Origin of the sequence: Acinetobacter sp. YH12094, assembly GCF_013419295.1 — a bacterium.
Taxonomy (GTDB): domain Bacteria; phylum Pseudomonadota; class Gammaproteobacteria; order Pseudomonadales; family Moraxellaceae; genus Acinetobacter; species Acinetobacter amyesii.
On the sequence record NZ_VPAK01000009.1, the window covers coordinates 99,206 to 116,056 of the forward strand.

Genomic DNA, 16,851 nt, shown 5'->3' on the forward strand with positions numbered 1-16,851 from the left:
CGAAGACAATTAGGAATTTTGCAAAATATCCTTAAATAAGAATCATTAACAATAACTTTTCTAAAAACAAATACCTTATTTATCTAAGAAAATCATACTATGTTATTGGTTTTAATCGGTTAAATGTAAGTTTCACTTATTGTTTTTGTGTGTATATGGCGATTTAAACTTTTAGACTAAAGATGAACAAATCTAAATCTTTCTTTTCCCACTACATTTTAAAATCTTCCAGCACATTCGCCAAGCCATAATCATAAAAATAAATGTGCACCATTTTCTCAAATGATAAAACTGAAAGATCATGAAACGAAATAAGTACTTAGTCTGTGCATAAAAATCTCAGCAACAGCAAATCTGTTTAATAAAACGCCATTTTTTACCTTTCCAATGACAAAAATGCTCATTTATTGATCCTTTAAAGGCGTTTAATTAACTATTTTTTAACCAAACGAACTTTTTTTTAAGTACGATTAAGTCGTTTTAATTATGAATAAGAAAAAAGCAATTTAGAGCCACAGATGTATGTAAGTTACGAAAATTATAATAATTTAATGAAATAGCGGTCTTGTAATTCATATTTGTTTCAGAGTTTTTAAGAATTAAAAATTGCTTACAATTAAGGCAATAGGCTTTTTTTAATCTGCACCTCCCCTGCAAATTGACTTATTATACTGCGTCGGCACTGTGATTTTACTCATTTTTTAAGCGTATGAATTGTGCTTCATTTCAAGGAATGATCCTCAATTTATATCCATAAGTATAATTGACAAAATTTCAGTTCCCTCTAATCTTAGAGCAAATTTTTGATCTGTCTGATTCTCGCATTAAAAGATTAGTACTGAGTCAGATAAAACATTCACCAGGACAGGAGATCTATTGAATGTCTGAAGCAACTGGCAAAAAAGCCGTTTTACAGCTTGATGGCAAAGAAATTGACTTACCAATTTACAGTGGCACTCTAGGCCCAGATGTAATTGACGTTAAAGATGTGTTGGCCGCAGGTCACTTTACTTTTGATCCTGGTTTTGTCTCAACGGCTGCTTGTGAATCTAAAATCACTTTCATTGACGGCGGTAAAGGTGTTCTTCTACACCGTGGCTACCCAATCGACCAGCTTGCTACTAAAGCAGACTACTTAGAAACTTGCTACCTTCTTTTGAACGGCGAGCTTCCTACTGCTGAACAAAAACAAGAATTCGATGCTAAAGTTCGTAACCACACTATGGTTCACGATCAAGTTGGCCGTTTCTTCAATGGTTTCCGTCGTGACGCTCACCCTATGGCGATCATGTGTGGTGTTGTTGGTGCGCTTTCTGCGTTCTATCACAACGGTTTCGATGTTGAAAACATTGACCACCGCGAAATCACTGCTATTCGCTTAATCGCTAAAGTTCCTACTTTAGCTGCTTGGACTTACAAATACACAGTAGGCCAACCATTCGTTTACCCACGTAACGACTTAAGCTACGCAGAAAACTTCTTGTACATGATGTTTGCTACTCCTGCAGACCGTGATTACAAAGTTGACCCTATTCTTGCTAAAGCAATGGACCGTATCTTCACGCTTCATGCTGACCACGAACAAAACGCGTCTACTTCTACAGTACGTCTTGCTGGTTCTACTGGCGCTAACCCATACGCATGTATCGCTGCGGGTATCGCGGCTCTATGGGGACCTGCTCACGGCGGCGCGAACGAAGCTGTTCTTAAGATGCTTGATGAAATCGGCACTGTAGAAAACGTTGCTCCGTTCATGGAAAAAGTGAAAACTAAAGAAGTTAAACTTATGGGCTTCGGTCACCGAGTTTACAAAAACTTCGATCCACGTGCGAAAGTAATGAAAGAGACTTGTGACGAAGTGTTAACTGCACTTGGTATCAACGATCCACAACTTGCTTTGGCTATGGAACTTGAACGTATTGCGCTTTCTGACGAATACTTCATCAAACGTAACCTATACCCTAACGTAGACTTCTACTCAGGTATCATCCTTAAAGCGATTGGTATCCCAACAGAAATGTTTACTGTTATCTTCGCTCTTGCACGTACTGTTGGTTGGATCAGCCACTGGTTAGAAATGCACAGCGCACCTTACAAAATCGGTCGTCCTCGTCAGCTTTACACTGGCGAAACTCAACGCGATATCCAAGGTCGTTAATTCGAAAGAATTGTGCGAATCTAAAAACCGCCCCTTTGGGGCGGTTTTTTTATGCGGCTAGATTTATTTTGCACTTTAAAACAGACCCATCTGACTGAATTTTCCTGCTCAATCATTAGATAAAACGATGTCTCACAAGCTATAAAGTATGGTGTATATTGCTGAACGTATTTTAAATCGCCATTTTCTAGACAATCGCACACTGCTTCATCAGATATCGTCATAAAAAAAGCCTAATTCCACGTAGAAATTAGGCTGTAAACAAAAGGCTTAAATATTGATGATGCTTTATTTTAGCTTATTAAGTTAAGTAACTTTTATTAAGCAACCGTCTCATAGTCTGTCAAGTCCACCTGTTTTAGACGCTGCTTTAACTGTTTCAGTGACCACGGCCAAGCTGCAAAATTACGTCCATTGGCATCTAAGTAATAGCTCTTACAGCCGCCACTATTAAAGACTGTAGTCTGTAGATGTGTCTGCACTTTTGCATTGTGATAGGCCAATACATTTGGCTTAATTTCAAGCCGCTGTATCTTCTCCTGTTTCATTTTTACCAAGGCATCGACGATATACCCAACCTGTGCTTCTGCAATCCCAATAAATGAGTCATAAACCAAAATATTTGGCCCAAGCACCAAGAAGGCATTAGGTACTTGCGCGATACTGGTACCCAAAAACGCTTCAGGAGAACTGTTTTTCCAAAGTTCTGACAATAACTCCCCTTTGGCATTTTTTACACGTTGCCCAATCGGCGGATGAGAAACTTCAAAACCTGTACCCCAAATAATGACATCGACTTCATGACGTTCACCATTCGCAGCAATAACAGTATTACCTTCTATTTCAACTAAACCATGTGGTACAAGTTCGACATTGGCTTGCTGCAAAGCAGGATAATAGTTATTGGCAAATAAAAGACGCTTACAACCAATAGAAAAGTTTGGTGTAACTTTTTCACGTAATTCAGCATCTTGAATTTGTGTTTTTAACAACTGACGACCCAAATAATTCACAGGCTCTAAAAGCAAAGGATTACGTAGTCCTAAATTAATACCATTTAATATACCGGCCACACTTTTGCGCCAAGTTTCTTGTACTGTTGGAAAGCGGGTAATGATGCCTTTCGCACGGTCATTCAGTGGCAAATCTGCTTTTGGCAATACCCATGGTGCGGTACGTTGAAACACCACCACATTTTTGGCAATAGGTTGAATCTGAGGAATAAACTGAATCGCAGATGCCCCCGTACCAATCACCGCAATACGTTTATCTTTTAAGTCATAGGCATGGTTCCATCGCGCAGAATGGAACATTTCACCTTCAAAGCTTTCAATACCTTTAATTTTTGGAATTTGAGGTTCAGTAATCGGCCCAGTGGAAAATATTACCGTTCTCGCCGCATACTTACCTTTGCTCGTCTCCAATTGCCATTGCTTTAATTCCTTATTCCATTCCGCTGCAATCAATTCACAGTTGAACTGAATGTTACGATAAAGCCCATGCTGCTCTGCCACATCCTCTAAGTAGTTCAGAATCTCAGGTTGCTTGGCAAATAAATGACTCCATTTATGACTCGGCGCAAATGAAAAAGAATACAACGCCGAAGGAACATCACATCCACAACCTGGATAGGTGTTGTCGCGCCATGTTCCTCCCACGCGATTGGCTTTTTCTAAAACCACATAATCGGTATAACCCCGTTCATTCATTTGATGAGCAGCAGCTAAACCTGATATCCCCGCACCAATCACGATGGTATCGTAGACACGCACTTGATTTTCTACGCTTGGTTTTTCTAGGCTAGGCTCTGACTCTGATTGGTCTTGTACTGCTTTTTTTGCTTTGGCAGAAGACGTTACAGTACGACGTGCATTAGTTTGCGTTGTTGCCTTTTTAGTTTGAGTTTTCTCTTGATCTAATGCTTTTACATCTTCGTCATGTAATTGTGTCGGCATATTCATGCTTTTGCTCCCGACTTTTTAATATAGTTGTTAAATAAGGGATAACCCACCCCCAATAAGCGGGTATAGGTTTGCGGGGATAGACGCTTTAACCACCAAAATAATTTGGCATCAGGTTGCGGAATGGTATACAACTTCCCTGCATCTAAATTATTCAATGTCAAATTGACGACATCGTGGCTCGTCGTAAATGCATGATTCATCAGCAGTTGATCAGCCAAGCCTGAATATCGATTGGGCAAGCGTCCATTTTTCATGATATTGGTCGGCACCAAAGTTGGGCATAGTACATTCACACGGATATTTGCCGATCTGAGCTCTGCCGATAAAGTTTCAGACAATGCCAACACACTCGACTTCGTCACGTTATATGCTGTCATTTCTGGTGCAGCGGTATATGCCGCAGCAGAAGCAACATTGATAATCGCGCCCCCCTGCTTATTTTGTTTCAACTTGGGTACAAAATAATGGCAGCCATGCACCACACCCCACAAATTGACATGCATGCACCACTGCCAGTCATCTAAACTCAGCTCATCAAATTTACCACCCAGCCCGACGCCTGCATTGTTGATCACCAAGGTCACAGCATGCCCCATCAACTGCTCAGCTTGCTCTGACAGTGCTTTAACTTCTTCAGCCTTACCTACATCACACTGCACCGCATAAGCATTTGATGAGGTCGTGGATTGAATTTGATCCACCGTTTCTTGCGCTGCTTCTAGATGAATATCGGCACAGACCACTGTCCCACCACGACGTGCCAACTCCAAAGCAAAGCTTCTTCCTATACCACTGCCTGCACCAGTAACCACCGCGTAGGCGTTTTCACTTGGCTTGTTCTTTTTTCCAAATAGACCCATGGTTTTGTCCTTTTATCGTTTTAATGCTGGTGTAAATTCTTTGACGAAATAAGGTGTCAACACACCATCAACAGGGTTCAGCAGGCGCTTTTTGTAATATTCAAGAAATGCAGAAGTGTCATGGTCATTGGGGTGAAAACTTGGTCGTAAATAGTCAAAAATATGCCCGAGGCTGCTGCCATAAACACCATCTCTTAGACCAAAAATCAGTTGGAAACTGCGCGGAACATCTTTCCAGTAGCTTAGGCTAATCAAATTTGATGGCTTTCTGTAGAAAGGGACAATCGATGCACCAATTGAAATCAAACCCAAAATGGTAATTAATGCAGGGAAAAAGCCAGCAATACGTAAAGCATAATTACCTGATAATTCTTGATAAACATCATAGGCAATGTCTTTGTGTTCAGACTCTTCCAACATATGCCACATCCAAATGGCGCGCTGCTTTTCATCTATTGAATTAAAAAAGATTTCTTCATGATTCATCATGTATTCCGCAAGCACTGCGGTGAAATGCTCAATTGCTGCCATTAAGGATAACTTCATTGGCTGTGGCATACGTTCAAAACCATAGGCAAAGACGTAGTGTTCTAACTTTCTAAAAAATTGCACAGGCAGATTTCTTGCGCGATACGCTTCATTCATTTCTTCATGCATACGTGAATGAATGGCCTCTTGCCCAATCAACGACGTGACACGTTGTCTTAATACAGGATCTTGAATAAAGTCGCGATGATATCGAGCAGTATCAATCACCAAATCTTCGCCACGGGTTAAGAAAATAGACAATGACGCAAAATAGGCACTGGCCAATTCTGCATTCATATAAAATTTTGGATCAATTTTTTCGGGTTCGAAATCAAATTTCATATGACGAATAGGAACAACGGCAGACTGTTTTGTTGGGTCAAAGACAGGGCCTGCAAATACGCGTGCTAAAGTTTTTTTTATCGGTTGAAAAGCGCTCATGATTTTGCTCTCAATTTGGGTGTTTCCACTTCATTGACTTCATGTCGATTGAAGTAAAAACACATAGATTGAGATCAAATTAAGTGAGATAGATCACTAGGCCATTAGCAAAACCGTCCTCTAGATTTGCAAAAATGCTCAAATATTTTCTTTGTCAGACAATCTTTAAAACATCCATGCTGTATGGCTCAAAAGCTTGTCATTAAAGGTCATGGCGAATTTTTTATGAGGGACGGTTATTAGATTTTTTGCACTTCGCCAGTCGCAGATTGATAGACCCATTGATGATCAAACAGGCTGTCGTCTAAATGATCCAGTTTAAAATTACCGATAGCCACAGCATAGAATCCATTGCCCTGCTGCTTAAAATGTGTGATCTCTTGCATGAGTTCTTCAGTCAGTTGACCCATAATAAAGTCGGAAATCACTACCACATCGCCATGTACAAAATTCGGTTTTTTCAGCATGTCCACGGCATGATTCATCGCAGGGATAATATCTGTTCCCCCATGAAATGACTGCCCTAAAAAGTGAATGACATCATCCAAAGCGCTGTTACAGTGTAAATTCAGCGCGGTTAAATTGGTCGAGAAATTAACCAAATACATCGCTCGCTTTTCTTTTAGCGCTCGAATAGATAAATACAAACAAATCGCTTTGGAAATCAGTTCAGGTTGTCCATTCATTGAGCCACTAGTATCTAAGCAAACAATCATCGGGCCTTTTTGTCCGACTCGACGCTGTGTATGGCGTGGGTCTTCGATCACCCGTCCCTGTTGCTGACCTTGTCGATTAAAACTCATCAGGTTAGATTCTAAATATTTCAAATCAAATAAAACCTGCAAGTCTGGATCGGCTAACAGCGCCAACTCGCTAGGTAAAGCCATACTGAGTTCTTGTGCCAATTTAATTCCTGTAATTTCCTCTTGCGCCATCGGGGTGTGAATAAGCTGCTGTGGTTCTTGTTCTAACTGAGCAGAAATCCGCTTACGTGGCATATTCGGCTGTGCGCTTCCGATCATTTGACATAGACGTTTAAGCGCCCGATCTTGCTCGAGATAATTCGCCCATTGCTCAAAGTTCTGTACATCATGCTCAGTTAATTGCCCTTTGGAATAGTCCAGAAAAATCCCAGTTTCAAACCCGACACTGTCATGGTGCTTGACCATTTTCGACAATGTCGCAAGAAAATCTTTGATTTCATCTAAAAAGGCATCTCGTTGTAAACGGAGTTGCTCAAACTCCCAATGCGCAATAGCTTCAGTCAATTTGCGCTGCCATTTACCTTTGAATAGCTCAATGTGTAATTGACGCTGTTGCTCGGTCAGCAACGACTGTTGGCTCTGTTGCCACATTTCAGTGAATTCTGGAATCCCCAAGGTTTGCATGAAGGCGGCATATTCAGTGTGGAATTGAACAAAATCGCCCTGTTCCCAATGCTTTATCGCAAGCCAATGTTCCAATTGCTGCTGCGCCATTGCATAGGGATGCTGCTGATCTAAACTCGACTTTGCCTGAAAGGCCCATTCCTGAATTTTTTGATCGAGCTTTTTTGCAACTTTATGATTATCCAACCAATGTTTTAAGTTGGAATGTTTTAACTCATCATAAAGTTGCGAACTTAATTCATCGAGTGCTGATTGGGTTTGTTGTCGTGACGGTTCTAATTGCGACATAACTGTTCCAGACGCTCACAATCTTGCAATTGCAACTGATATCTCGCCAATTGCTGCTCAATCGATTGAATTAATTGTTGAATATCCTGTTCAGTGACAAAGACCGATTTAAACTGATGCTTTTGGCCGTTAAAGCGTTCCGTTAACAGATCCAATTCTGTTTGAAAATATGATTTGAGCCGTTGAACTTCGTGTAACAGCTCATATTGGCTTTGTGCTGAAAGTGCGCTGCGTGGACTGCCTTTGGTATGTTTTATATACGGCGTCACCACTTCTTCTAAGCCGTAATAGCCACCTTTTAACGTACACACTCTTGAACCATTAAAATTACATACGATGCCACGCACTTCTTCACCGGTATCATCTAAGGCAAAGAAGTCCTTTTTCGTATCCATTTTATCCAGTTCGAGATACAACACTTTATCTTTATAGTGTCGATCTAGATTGGTCACTGCACGTAAGTAGTCAGTGCCATGAATTAAATAACTCACATAGACATCATCGGTATAATAAAAATGATTGAGCACCCGCTGTTCAAGTGCATCCTTCTCTGCCGCATGCTGTCCAAACTGCAACCCGTAATTTAAGCCATTTTCAGCCAATACATCATCTATCTGCTGCGAAACAAAGGCAATGTCTTCTGGCTGATTCCATAAGCAATGTTTTAAAATTAATAGATCACTCAAAATCACCGATGGACGATCATTTAAAAATGCACAGGCTTTGACTAAATAAGCCACACGTTGCCAACGACGGTCAGAGACATAGACCACGTGATCTTCAAAGTTATGGTTGAGTCGAGTTTTAAGTTGATCAAACAGATTTAAAATCGAAGCGGGTAATTCCACCTGATATATCTGTTCCCGCCAATCTTGCAACTCGGCTTTTTTTATTTTTAAGGTCGCATCGACTTCAACACTGACTTGACTCGGCTTGGCCTGTAATAGTGCATGAAAGTTTTCTGCAACAGCAATCGGCGGCACTTCTAAGCGCAAAATAAAACGATCATATAAGGCATCTAGACCTTGATTTGGTTCGGGAATTTCATTCGATGCACTGACCAAAACATTCAATGGAACTTTTTGGACAATGTCACCATTTTTAAAACTCCGCTCATTCACCAAGGTCAGTAAAGTATTTAAAATCGCTGGACTGGCTTTCCAAATTTCATCTAAAAAAGCAAAATCTGCCCGTGGTAAATAATGTTCTGTTTTACGAATGTATTGATCTTCTTTTAAGGCTTTAATAGAAACTGGCCCAAAAATTTCTTCCGGCGTACTGAAACGATTCATCAAATATTCAAAATAGTCATGGACTTCAAAAGCAGAAGCGATTCGACGTGAAATCAAACTTTTTGCTGTGCCGGGCAAACCATATAAAAAGGTATTCATGCCCGCAACACCAGCCAACAAACTCAAAGCAATAATCTGCTCACGTTCATACATATTTTTGCTGATTTCAGAAATTAAAGTATTGATCCGTGCTTGCATCTGACTATCTGTTTGACCGAAAACTGAATTGTAACGCCCTAACTGTTTTTTCGCTGTAGCAGATGCAAAAATATCGCTTTTTAAATACAGAGCAACAGCGCGATGCCTTATTTTCAGGTTATAGTTAAACTGCACATCCCTTTAGAGATTTAGACACCTTTCATCATGTTGCCCTTTTTTCACACACTCATTCGACTATTAAAACTTGAAGGTTTTAAATATCGATCCCTCACGGCAGGTGAAATATCCATGTGTCGCAGTGTGTTTGGTGATTTGATTCAATATGAGCAAGTGAAAGTGATGAATCACCCTTTTTTGCCTTGGCAATCGGCGCATGTGGTCATGGCGCCTCAGGGGTGTATCCATGCACGAAATTTACTGTTTAAAGCGGACTATGCCAAAGCGTCTTTAGGATATCGTGCCCTGTTTATTCATGAAATGGCCCATGTTTATCAATACCAGCAACAGATCAATGTTTTGGGTCGGGGTGCTATTTTGCAGATGGCGTATTTCTTCAGTTTTAAAAAATATAATCCATACCGCTATACCCTCAAAGCACACAAGGCATTTTTTGACTACAACATTGAGCAACAAGGTGACATTGCACGTGACATCTATTTAAAGCGAATTAAAAATATTATTTTATATCCAGAACTTGTTCATCAAATTGAGCTATAAAGCTTCCATGCTCTGTAGCGAATATTTTTAGATAAAATTGAATATCGCCTGATCATTCTATTTCACACTAGTGCTCGACCATTGACGCTATTTTGAGTACAAAAAAACAGCATTAATATTTACTTTATGGCACATAAGCTCAGCTAGGCTTTTAAAAGCTATGAATACCTCTAGTATCTCGCTTAAATTCAGATAAAATAGGCTCACCTTATTTTTTTGCTTTGCATCAAAACAAGTGAATTATCATACGATGATGGTGTTTTGTTTTCGCCTTTCGGCAGTATTTTTCGTATCTAAATACACTCGCTGAATAATCACAATAATACAAATCAGTGTGTTAAGTGTATTCACCTATAGGAATAGGATTTAGTTGGAATGAATAGTTTTAAAATTGCACTTGCTCAGTTCTCTCCGCATATTGGTAACCTAGAATCAAACGCAGCAAAAATGCTTCAACAAGCCAATGTTGCAAAAGAACAGAACGCAGATATTATTGTTTTTCCGGAACTTTCTACAGTTGGTTATCCTGCTGAAGATTTATTATTACGTCCAAGTTTAAATAAACGTACACAGCAAGCTTTTGAACAATTAGCGAGCATTAAGGACATCGTTTTAGTCTTTGGTTTTGTAAATCAAACTGGAGATGGTCAGCGCTATAACTCTGCTGCTGTCATGAAAAATGGTCAAGTTCTCGGGATTTACAATAAACAAAATCTTCCAAACTATAGCGTTTTTGATGAAAAACGTTATTTCAGTGAAGGTCATCAACACCTAGTCTTTGAATATTTAGGTCATAAGTTTGGTGTGTTGATTTGCGAAGATGTTTGGGCATTACCAACTGTTCAACAGCTTGCTCAGTTAAATGTTGAAACCGCTTTGGTTTTAAATGCTTCACCTTATGAAGTTGGTAAACCACAGCATCGCATTGAAACCATGGCTGCATTGACCAAACAATTGAACATCAATTTGGTTTACTGTAACCAAGTGGGCGGTCAAGATGACCTTGTCTTTGATGGCACAAGCTTTGTGATGAACAATTCAGGTGAAGTTGCATTGCAAGCACCGAGTTTTGTTGAAGATCTATATATCGCAGAATACGATGCTGAACAAAAAGCCTTTAAAACAGGTGCAATCACGCCTGTATTAAATACCATGGCTGAAATCTACCAAAGCCTTGTAATCGCAACCCGTGACTACGTACAACGTTCAGGCTTCCCTGGCGTGATTTTAGGTCTATCTGGTGGTATTGACTCAGCATTAACTTTAGCGATTGCTGCCGATGCGATTGGCGCCGATAAAGTTCAAGCGGTCATGATGCCATATACCTATACCGCGCAAATCAGCGTTGAAGATGCTGCTGAACAAGCCAAGAATATGGGCGTAACTTTTGGTATTGCCGAAATCAATCCAATTGTGAATGGCTTTATGCAAACCTTATTCCCTTTCTTTGGCGATGCACCGACTGATGCGACTGAAGAAAACCTACAAGCGCGTTCTCGTGGTACGTTGCTAATGGCCTTATCGAACAAGTTCGGCAATTTAGTCCTTTCTACAGGGAACAAGTCTGAATTATCTGTTGGCTACTGTACATTGTACGGTGACATGGTCGGTGGCTTTGCGGTTCTTAAAGACGTCTATAAAACGATTGTATTTGAACTAGCAAAATATCGTAACAGCATTTCAGAAACACCAGTGATCCCTGAACGTGTAATTACACGTCCACCTTCTGCGGAACTTCGTCCAGATCAGAAAGACCAAGACTCATTACCTGAATATGATGTATTAGATGCCATCTTATATGCGTATATCGAAGAAGACATGAGCCAAGATGACATCATTGCCAAAGGTTTTGATGCTGAAGTGGTGAAAAAAGTCATCCGTTTGGTTGATCTAAACGAATACAAACGTCGCCAAGGCGCGATTGGTCCACGTATCAGCTCACGTGCATTTAGCCGTGAACGACGCTACCCAATCGTGAATGGTTGGAAACCGGGTATCTAATTATTCGATTCAAATTAAAAAAAGCCCAGTTCTATAACTGGGCTTTTTATAGGCGCAAAAAACACAGCAGTAAATATAAAAAGTAATTGAGATGTGTATTTCAAAAGTTAGGTCATAAAATAATGCAGTTAAAGATTTGAGTTCTCTTTTTTCTACATAAACACCGTTAACAGATCATTTTATTAGTGCAGTAATTATTTCAATCTATTTGACTTTTTCTAGGCACAAAAAAAGAGACCAAGCTGAGAGCTTGGTCTATAAAAATGGTGGCTATGACGAGACTTGAACTTGTGACCCCCGCATTATGAGTGCGGTGCTCTAACCAACTGAGCTACATAGCCGTAAACTGTGGTGGCATTATCTAGATTTCACACATTATCGTCAAGCATTTTTGTATGCAATTGTTCAGAGTTTAAACAAGCAAAGTTCAAGATGTTACTATTTAAGCAAATCATGCTATTTTTAGCCCTAATCACTATATTTTTTGATTAAAAATTAGAGTTTTATCATGCAAGTCAATTCGATAAAAAAAGCCTGTCTGACCCTCAGCCTAGCCGTCATGACCTTGACGGGCTGCCAAATCGTTTCGCCTATTTTTGTTGACTACTATGGTGTGCGACGTGATGTGGCGACTTGGATTAATAAACAGCCCTTATTGAGCATGCAACAAAAGCGCAGCATGGCTCAACTTAGCCGAGCACAGCAACCCATCATTCGTCTCGACTTCAATGATCAGGAGAAATTAGTCAGTGTTGCTCGCGCCAATGAAGCTGCAATGTATTGTGCCAATCAGTATTTATCAGCTCGACAGATTCAACGCCTACAGAAACAGATCTTTCCTGAAGATACTTTGCATAAATTAAGCTTGCTTGAGCAACAAGCGTTGCATATTACCCTGACAGAGCAAGAGAAACAGTGTGATTAAAACCATGTCCGCTGTTAAATGAAATTATCAAAGCTCAATTTTTTCTGCACCAAATTGTCTTACAATCTAGACATAGCTGCTTACATTATTGAGCATTTTTGCTATCGCTAAGCATGGTGAAAACAAGTCCATATTTTTGCAATATTTTTATTGCTAATTTCGCAATATCCCTATGAATTTACTTGGTTTTATTCCTAAATAAAAAAGCGTATGATGAAACTATGATCAATGTAAATAGCGCTTTTTTTCAGGTTTTTCCATCCAAATTCAATTGATCAGATAAGGAGAAATAAGATGGCTTTAAATAATATTTTAGTTCCAGTGGACGGTTCAGAAACTTCTTATGCTGCGGTGGCTAAAGCTGTCGAGTTTGCAAAAACTTTTGGCAGTAAAATTACTGTGGTTCAAGTACTGACGCTCGATCCATATATTGCTGCAGAGTATATTTCAGCAGCGCAAACCAATGATTTAATTGAACGTGCTCGTGCATCGATTTTAAATACACTTGAAGAAGCAAAAGCGAAATTTTCAACTGAAGGTGTCACTGTTGAAACTCGCTTACTTGAAGGTCAAGTGGTGCATACTGAACTGGTTAAAGCTGCAGAAGAAACACATGCGGACTTGATTATTATTGGTTCACATGGCCGTACAGGGATCAAAAAATTCTTCTTGGGCAGCGTAGCTCAAAGCGTACTAGGTGCTTCAGACATTCCTGTTTTGGTTGTACGCAAATAAGCCATTAGATTTATAGCGTGAAATAAAAAGCCTTCTGATCCTAGAGGGCTTTTTATTGACTACTTCATCAATTATAAAATTATAATTCTATGTTTAAGGCAAGGATTTTTTAGGGTAACCATTGATATTGTTTCAATGAGATGCGTCCATTCACCACAAAGACATTTTCAGCTGCCAATTTCAATTGCTGGATATTTTCACCTTTTTCATTGCAACGCTGCGTGCTGATTTTTCCCTGAGCATTCACCACCCGATGCCATGGGATCGTTGATGTTGTATCTAGATGCTTGAGTACATAGCCAACCAGTCGTGCATGCTTCGGTAAACCCGCTAATTTGGCAATTTGTCCGTAAGTGGCAATCTTCGCCTGCGGTATCAATTGAATGACCGACAAAATTTGCGTTGCCAATTCATCACTCTGCTTCATCTGATCTCCTTTGAGCCGCATAAAAAAGAGAACCCGAAGGTTCTCTTTGATTAATACTTAATTTTGACAGATTAGTACAGTAATTGGTTGTGATCGATTAGATCTTGTAAAGTCACATCGGTATTTTTCAAAGTGAGTAATTCAACTTTATCACCAAATTTAGATCCTGTTCCATCACGATCAATGCTGATCACAGTGTTGCCCTTGCCATCCGCTTTCACCGAAACAAACTGATCAATATTCGACTGATTGACATTTTGACCTTGTAACAAGGCTTTGATATTCACTTTATCGCCTACAGACGAATTAAAGTCATTCCAAGTATCATGTCCATTACCGCCCGTTGCATCGGCTTGATCCAATACTTTATAAATAACCGTATCAATGCCCGCTTTGGTGTTGAATTGATCATTGCCTACTTTATCTATCACAGTGACTTCAATGGTTTCACCCTTGGTTAATTAATTTTTAAATTCAACATCAAAATTCCCTGATAAATCCACTGTGCCTGCGCCAATGACTTTGCCATCTTGATCTTTTACTTCTACCGTTGTACCCGGCTCACCTTCACCTGTGACGTGCTCACCATCATCGGTGATCACCACATCTTTAGACGCGTCAGGTTTAGTCGTATCCTTAGAACCACCAGAATAATCAAATTCACCAACAATAGCTGCACCCAATAAACCAGCACCATCTGCTCCCGCAATTCAGGGTAAAATTACATCCGTCAATGAATCGTTATAAAGCAGCAGTTTAATTTCTTCTAAAAGTTGATACTGAATAACATCCGCAATATCACCATTGGCTGTTGTAAATTTTGCCCAATACCATGTACCGTCTTCACCCTCAAATACCAAACTATTGTCTGGTGTCGCCTCACTAAAATAGTTTTGTACAGTAATCACTTCCCCATTTTTTTAAGGTGATTATTACGTCAGCACCATTCTTTGTAATTGAAGTAACATCCTCTTTCCGGATTTTGAGTACGATGACAGAATTTTCGATAAGCCCAACTTGATTGGATTCAACTTGATACAAAACTTTATGACTTTCTTTAGAAATGACAGAAATTTACGACATAGGTAAAACCTCATTTATTTGTATTAGGGCCGTTTTTATGTTTTTTGGTTTTGTAATGATTTGTTGGTGATTAATAATTTCTTTAATTACAAATCATTAAAACCAATTTTTTTAATTGTGTTCGTTATATCATGCTTTGTGTATTTTTTTGCATAATTGTTTGAATATTTTAATATTTTTATCAATACATTTAGATTTTAGATCCATCTTTATGCAAGTAATAACAAACACTTATTTATGTGATGTAAGTCACAATAACACCAATGAATGAACAGTCATAATTTCCCCCCATTTTGATGTACCATGATGAAACATAACTAGAAATAAAAAAAGGAAATGCTCAAGCATTTCCTTTTTTAAGTCAAACAAAACAGTTTTAGAAGTTTTCAGGGTTCTCCAAACGACGAACTTCTTGCACTTTTTCTGGGTTATGTACAGCAGCAACACCATCATCCGCTTTGGTATCTATTAACGCTTCTGGGTTATAAACCGTAATGGTTTCATTACCATGGATATCTTCACCCACAATATATTGGAAGCCCTTTTTATTCATTTTATGGCACATTCTTTGGTACCAACCTTTAAAGCCTTTGGTTTCTTCATTCGGATTGTAATAAAAAGCATTCATCACAGCAGGTAAACCTAGACCACACACGAGCCCCGACATTAATACCGCAATAAATGTATATCCAATCAAAATACTACTGTATTCACTGAGTTCAGGAATATTGGCAACAGCGAGGATCAAAGCCAATGAAATGCCTCCACGAACCCCACCCCAGGATAAAATCGCAAGACTACCGTTATAGCTTTTTTTACGGAAACTCGGGAAAAATGCGAAAGATAAATAGTTTGCTGCAAAGCGCGATGCATGCAAAATAATAAACGCCACCATGCCGCCTAAAATCAAGCTGATACTTAAATCTAAGATAAATAACTCAAGACCGATCAGGGTAAATAAGAAGGAATTGATGATCCCTTCCACGGTATGCCAGAAATGATTGACTTCACGGATTTCACGATCTTGAAGGATTTCTTTCCACTTATTCCCAACGATCAGACCACCAATAACACATGCAATTGGTGCAGATGCATGTGCGAATAAAGCGACTAGATATGAACCACTTGCCAATAATGCTGTGGTTAAAATCAAGGACTCCATTTCATGTTTACCGCGGAGTAAACGTAAAATCCCTAAACCAAATGCCCAACCAATAATGATTGCAACAACAATTTCATATAACAGTGTTTCAAGCGTACCAATGACGGTAAAATGTTCACCTTGCAAAACATTGAGTAAAGTCATAAACACAGCAATACACATGGCATCATTAAAGAGCGATTCGCCTTCTAATTTCACCATCAAATGATGTGGCGCACGCACCGAACTTAGTACACCTTTAACCCCAATTGGGTCAGTCGCACCTAAAGCAGCACCTAATAACAACAACACCAATAAATCAACATGATGACCAATTAAGAACTGATAACCATATAAAGCAACACCAAAAAACACCGCACAGAGCACCAAGGCTATACTGGCCAAAATACTGATCGGCTTCCAATGCAAACGTAAATCGGAAACTTTAAATTTCAAGGCTGAAGAGGTCAAAATAAAACAAATCACGCCATTAATTAAAAAGTCATAAAAGTCGATATGACGAACGGCTTCTTCGATATTGTGCAAATTAATCGTCACAAATTGATTGCCATTGAGTAAACTCGCACCCCATTGCAAAATAAAGACAAAAATTGCAGAAACAATGGGAACACCTATGGCTTGTGGAAAACCCAAGATACGTTTATTAAAAATCGTGGTTGCAATCGAAAGTGCAAAAATAACGGTAAAAACCTGTAGAAAAAAATAATTTCCCATTTCGTTCCC

The 16,851-nt window shown here is 39.3% G+C and carries 16 protein-coding genes and 1 tRNA gene; 5 read left to right on the forward strand and 12 right to left on the reverse strand.

The window, feature by feature from the left end; translation table 11 throughout:
• The first annotated feature begins 880 nt into the window (after positions 1-880).
• Entirely contained in the window at positions 881-2,158 is a 1,278-nt protein-coding gene (gltA, locus tag FTU34_RS08950) for a citrate synthase (RefSeq protein ID WP_078189909.1), read from the forward strand.
• Positions 2,159-2,478: 320 nt separating this feature from the next.
• Here the strand turns inward: gltA and FTU34_RS08955 are convergent, their stop codons facing one another.
• The 5 genes from FTU34_RS08955 to FTU34_RS08975 form a co-directional block, all read right to left on the reverse strand.
• On the reverse strand, positions 2,479-4,119 hold the full coding sequence (locus FTU34_RS08955) for an NAD(P)/FAD-dependent oxidoreductase (RefSeq protein WP_180035364.1): 1,641 nt from the start codon (positions 4,117-4,119) through the stop codon (positions 2,479-2,481).
• On the reverse strand, positions 4,116-4,982 hold the full coding sequence (locus FTU34_RS08960) for an SDR family NAD(P)-dependent oxidoreductase (RefSeq protein WP_180035363.1): 867 nt from the start codon (positions 4,980-4,982) through the stop codon (positions 4,116-4,118). Before FTU34_RS08960 ends, FTU34_RS08955 begins: the two co-directional genes overlap by 4 nt.
• A gap of 12 nt (positions 4,983-4,994) precedes the next feature.
• Positions 4,995-5,951: a metal-dependent hydrolase gene (locus FTU34_RS08965; RefSeq protein WP_111884407.1), complete on the reverse strand. Its 957-nt coding sequence runs from the start codon at positions 5,949-5,951 to the stop codon at positions 4,995-4,997.
• A 239-nt stretch (positions 5,952-6,190) separates the two neighbouring features.
• On the reverse strand, positions 6,191-7,627 hold the full coding sequence (locus FTU34_RS08970; protein WP_180035362.1) for a VWA domain-containing protein: 1,437 nt from the start codon (positions 7,625-7,627) through the stop codon (positions 6,191-6,193).
• Positions 7,615-9,252 (reverse strand): AAA family ATPase, encoded by a 1,638-nt coding sequence (locus tag FTU34_RS08975; RefSeq protein ID WP_373686491.1) that lies wholly within the window; start codon positions 9,250-9,252, stop codon positions 7,615-7,617. The genes FTU34_RS08970 and FTU34_RS08975 overlap by 13 nt, the downstream gene beginning before the upstream one ends.
• A 30-nt stretch (positions 9,253-9,282) precedes the next feature.
• Here FTU34_RS08975 and FTU34_RS08980 point away from each other — a divergent pair, with 30 nt between their 5' ends.
• Positions 9,283-9,795, forward strand: a complete 513-nt coding sequence (locus FTU34_RS08980; RefSeq protein ID WP_180035360.1) for a hypothetical protein — start codon at positions 9,283-9,285, stop codon at positions 9,793-9,795.
• Between the two features lie 375 nt (positions 9,796-10,170).
• Complete coding sequence (locus FTU34_RS08985; RefSeq protein WP_180035359.1) at positions 10,171-11,796, forward strand: NAD+ synthase; 1,626 nt, start codon at positions 10,171-10,173, stop codon at positions 11,794-11,796.
• Between the two features lie 264 nt (positions 11,797-12,060).
• Here the strand turns inward: FTU34_RS08985 and FTU34_RS08990 are convergent.
• Positions 12,061-12,137, reverse strand: a tRNA-Met gene (locus FTU34_RS08990).
• 167 nt (positions 12,138-12,304) lie between these two features.
• On the opposite strand from FTU34_RS08990, the gene FTU34_RS08995 reads away from it, so the two are divergent.
• Complete coding sequence (locus FTU34_RS08995; RefSeq protein ID WP_180035358.1) at positions 12,305-12,721, forward strand: hypothetical protein; 417 nt, start codon at positions 12,305-12,307, stop codon at positions 12,719-12,721.
• 294 nt (positions 12,722-13,015) lie between these two features.
• Entirely contained in the window at positions 13,016-13,456 is a 441-nt protein-coding gene (locus FTU34_RS09000; RefSeq protein ID WP_078189919.1) for a universal stress protein, read from the forward strand.
• A 109-nt stretch (positions 13,457-13,565) separates the two neighbouring features.
• Here FTU34_RS09000 and FTU34_RS09005 read toward each other — a convergent pair whose 3' ends face one another.
• From FTU34_RS09005 to FTU34_RS09030, 6 genes are all read right to left on the reverse strand, one after another.
• On the reverse strand, positions 13,566-13,883 hold the full coding sequence (locus FTU34_RS09005) for an MGMT family protein (RefSeq protein ID WP_180011029.1): 318 nt from the start codon (positions 13,881-13,883) through the stop codon (positions 13,566-13,568).
• A 71-nt stretch (positions 13,884-13,954) separates the two neighbouring features.
• Positions 13,955-14,314, reverse strand: a complete 360-nt coding sequence (locus FTU34_RS09010) for a type I secretion C-terminal target domain-containing protein (protein ID WP_180035357.1) — start codon at positions 14,312-14,314, stop codon at positions 13,955-13,957.
• 30 nt (positions 14,315-14,344) lie between these two features.
• Entirely contained in the window at positions 14,345-14,566 is a 222-nt protein-coding gene (locus FTU34_RS09015; RefSeq protein ID WP_180035356.1) for an Ig-like domain-containing protein, read from the reverse strand.
• Between the two features lie 27 nt (positions 14,567-14,593).
• The gene (locus tag FTU34_RS09020; protein WP_180035355.1) at positions 14,594-14,791 is read right to left on the reverse strand and encodes a hypothetical protein; all 198 of its coding nucleotides are present in this window, start codon (positions 14,789-14,791) and stop codon (positions 14,594-14,596) included.
• Positions 14,766-14,957 carry a BapA prefix-like domain-containing protein gene (locus tag FTU34_RS18125; protein WP_373685092.1) on the reverse strand — a complete coding sequence of 64 codons (192 nt, stop codon included), beginning with the start codon at positions 14,955-14,957 and terminating at the stop codon, positions 14,766-14,768. Before FTU34_RS18125 ends, FTU34_RS09020 begins: the two co-directional genes overlap by 26 nt.
• A gap of 385 nt (positions 14,958-15,342) precedes the next feature.
• On the reverse strand, positions 15,343-16,842 hold the full coding sequence (locus tag FTU34_RS09030; protein ID WP_180035353.1) for a sodium:proton antiporter: 1,500 nt from the start codon (positions 16,840-16,842) through the stop codon (positions 15,343-15,345).
• Positions 16,843-16,851 lie beyond the last annotated feature (9 nt).

Bases quoted from the DNA above. Each gene is read 5' to 3' on its own strand.
- gltA (WP_078189909.1), top strand. From the start codon at position 881: ATGTCTGAAGCAACTGGCAAAAAAGCCGTTTTACAGCTTGATGGCAAA.
- FTU34_RS08955 (WP_180035364.1), bottom strand. From the start codon at position 4,119: ATGAATATGCCGACACAATTACATGACGAAGATGTAAAAGCATTAGAT.
- FTU34_RS08960 (WP_180035363.1), bottom strand. From the start codon at position 4,982: ATGGGTCTATTTGGAAAAAAGAACAAGCCAAGTGAAAACGCCTACGCG.
- FTU34_RS08965 (WP_111884407.1), bottom strand. From the start codon at position 5,951: ATGAGCGCTTTTCAACCGATAAAAAAAACTTTAGCACGCGTATTTGCA.
- FTU34_RS08970 (WP_180035362.1), bottom strand. From the start codon at position 7,627: ATGTCGCAATTAGAACCGTCACGACAACAAACCCAATCAGCACTCGAT.
- FTU34_RS08980 (WP_180035360.1), top strand. From the start codon at position 9,283: ATGTTGCCCTTTTTTCACACACTCATTCGACTATTAAAACTTGAAGGT.
- FTU34_RS08985 (WP_180035359.1), top strand. From the start codon at position 10,171: ATGAATAGTTTTAAAATTGCACTTGCTCAGTTCTCTCCGCATATTGGT.
- FTU34_RS08995 (WP_180035358.1), top strand. From the start codon at position 12,305: ATGCAAGTCAATTCGATAAAAAAAGCCTGTCTGACCCTCAGCCTAGCC.
- FTU34_RS09000 (WP_078189919.1), top strand. From the start codon at position 13,016: ATGGCTTTAAATAATATTTTAGTTCCAGTGGACGGTTCAGAAACTTCT.
- FTU34_RS09005 (WP_180011029.1), bottom strand. From the start codon at position 13,883: ATGAAGCAGAGTGATGAATTGGCAACGCAAATTTTGTCGGTCATTCAA.
- FTU34_RS09030 (WP_180035353.1), bottom strand. From the start codon at position 16,842: ATGGGAAATTATTTTTTTCTACAGGTTTTTACCGTTATTTTTGCACTT.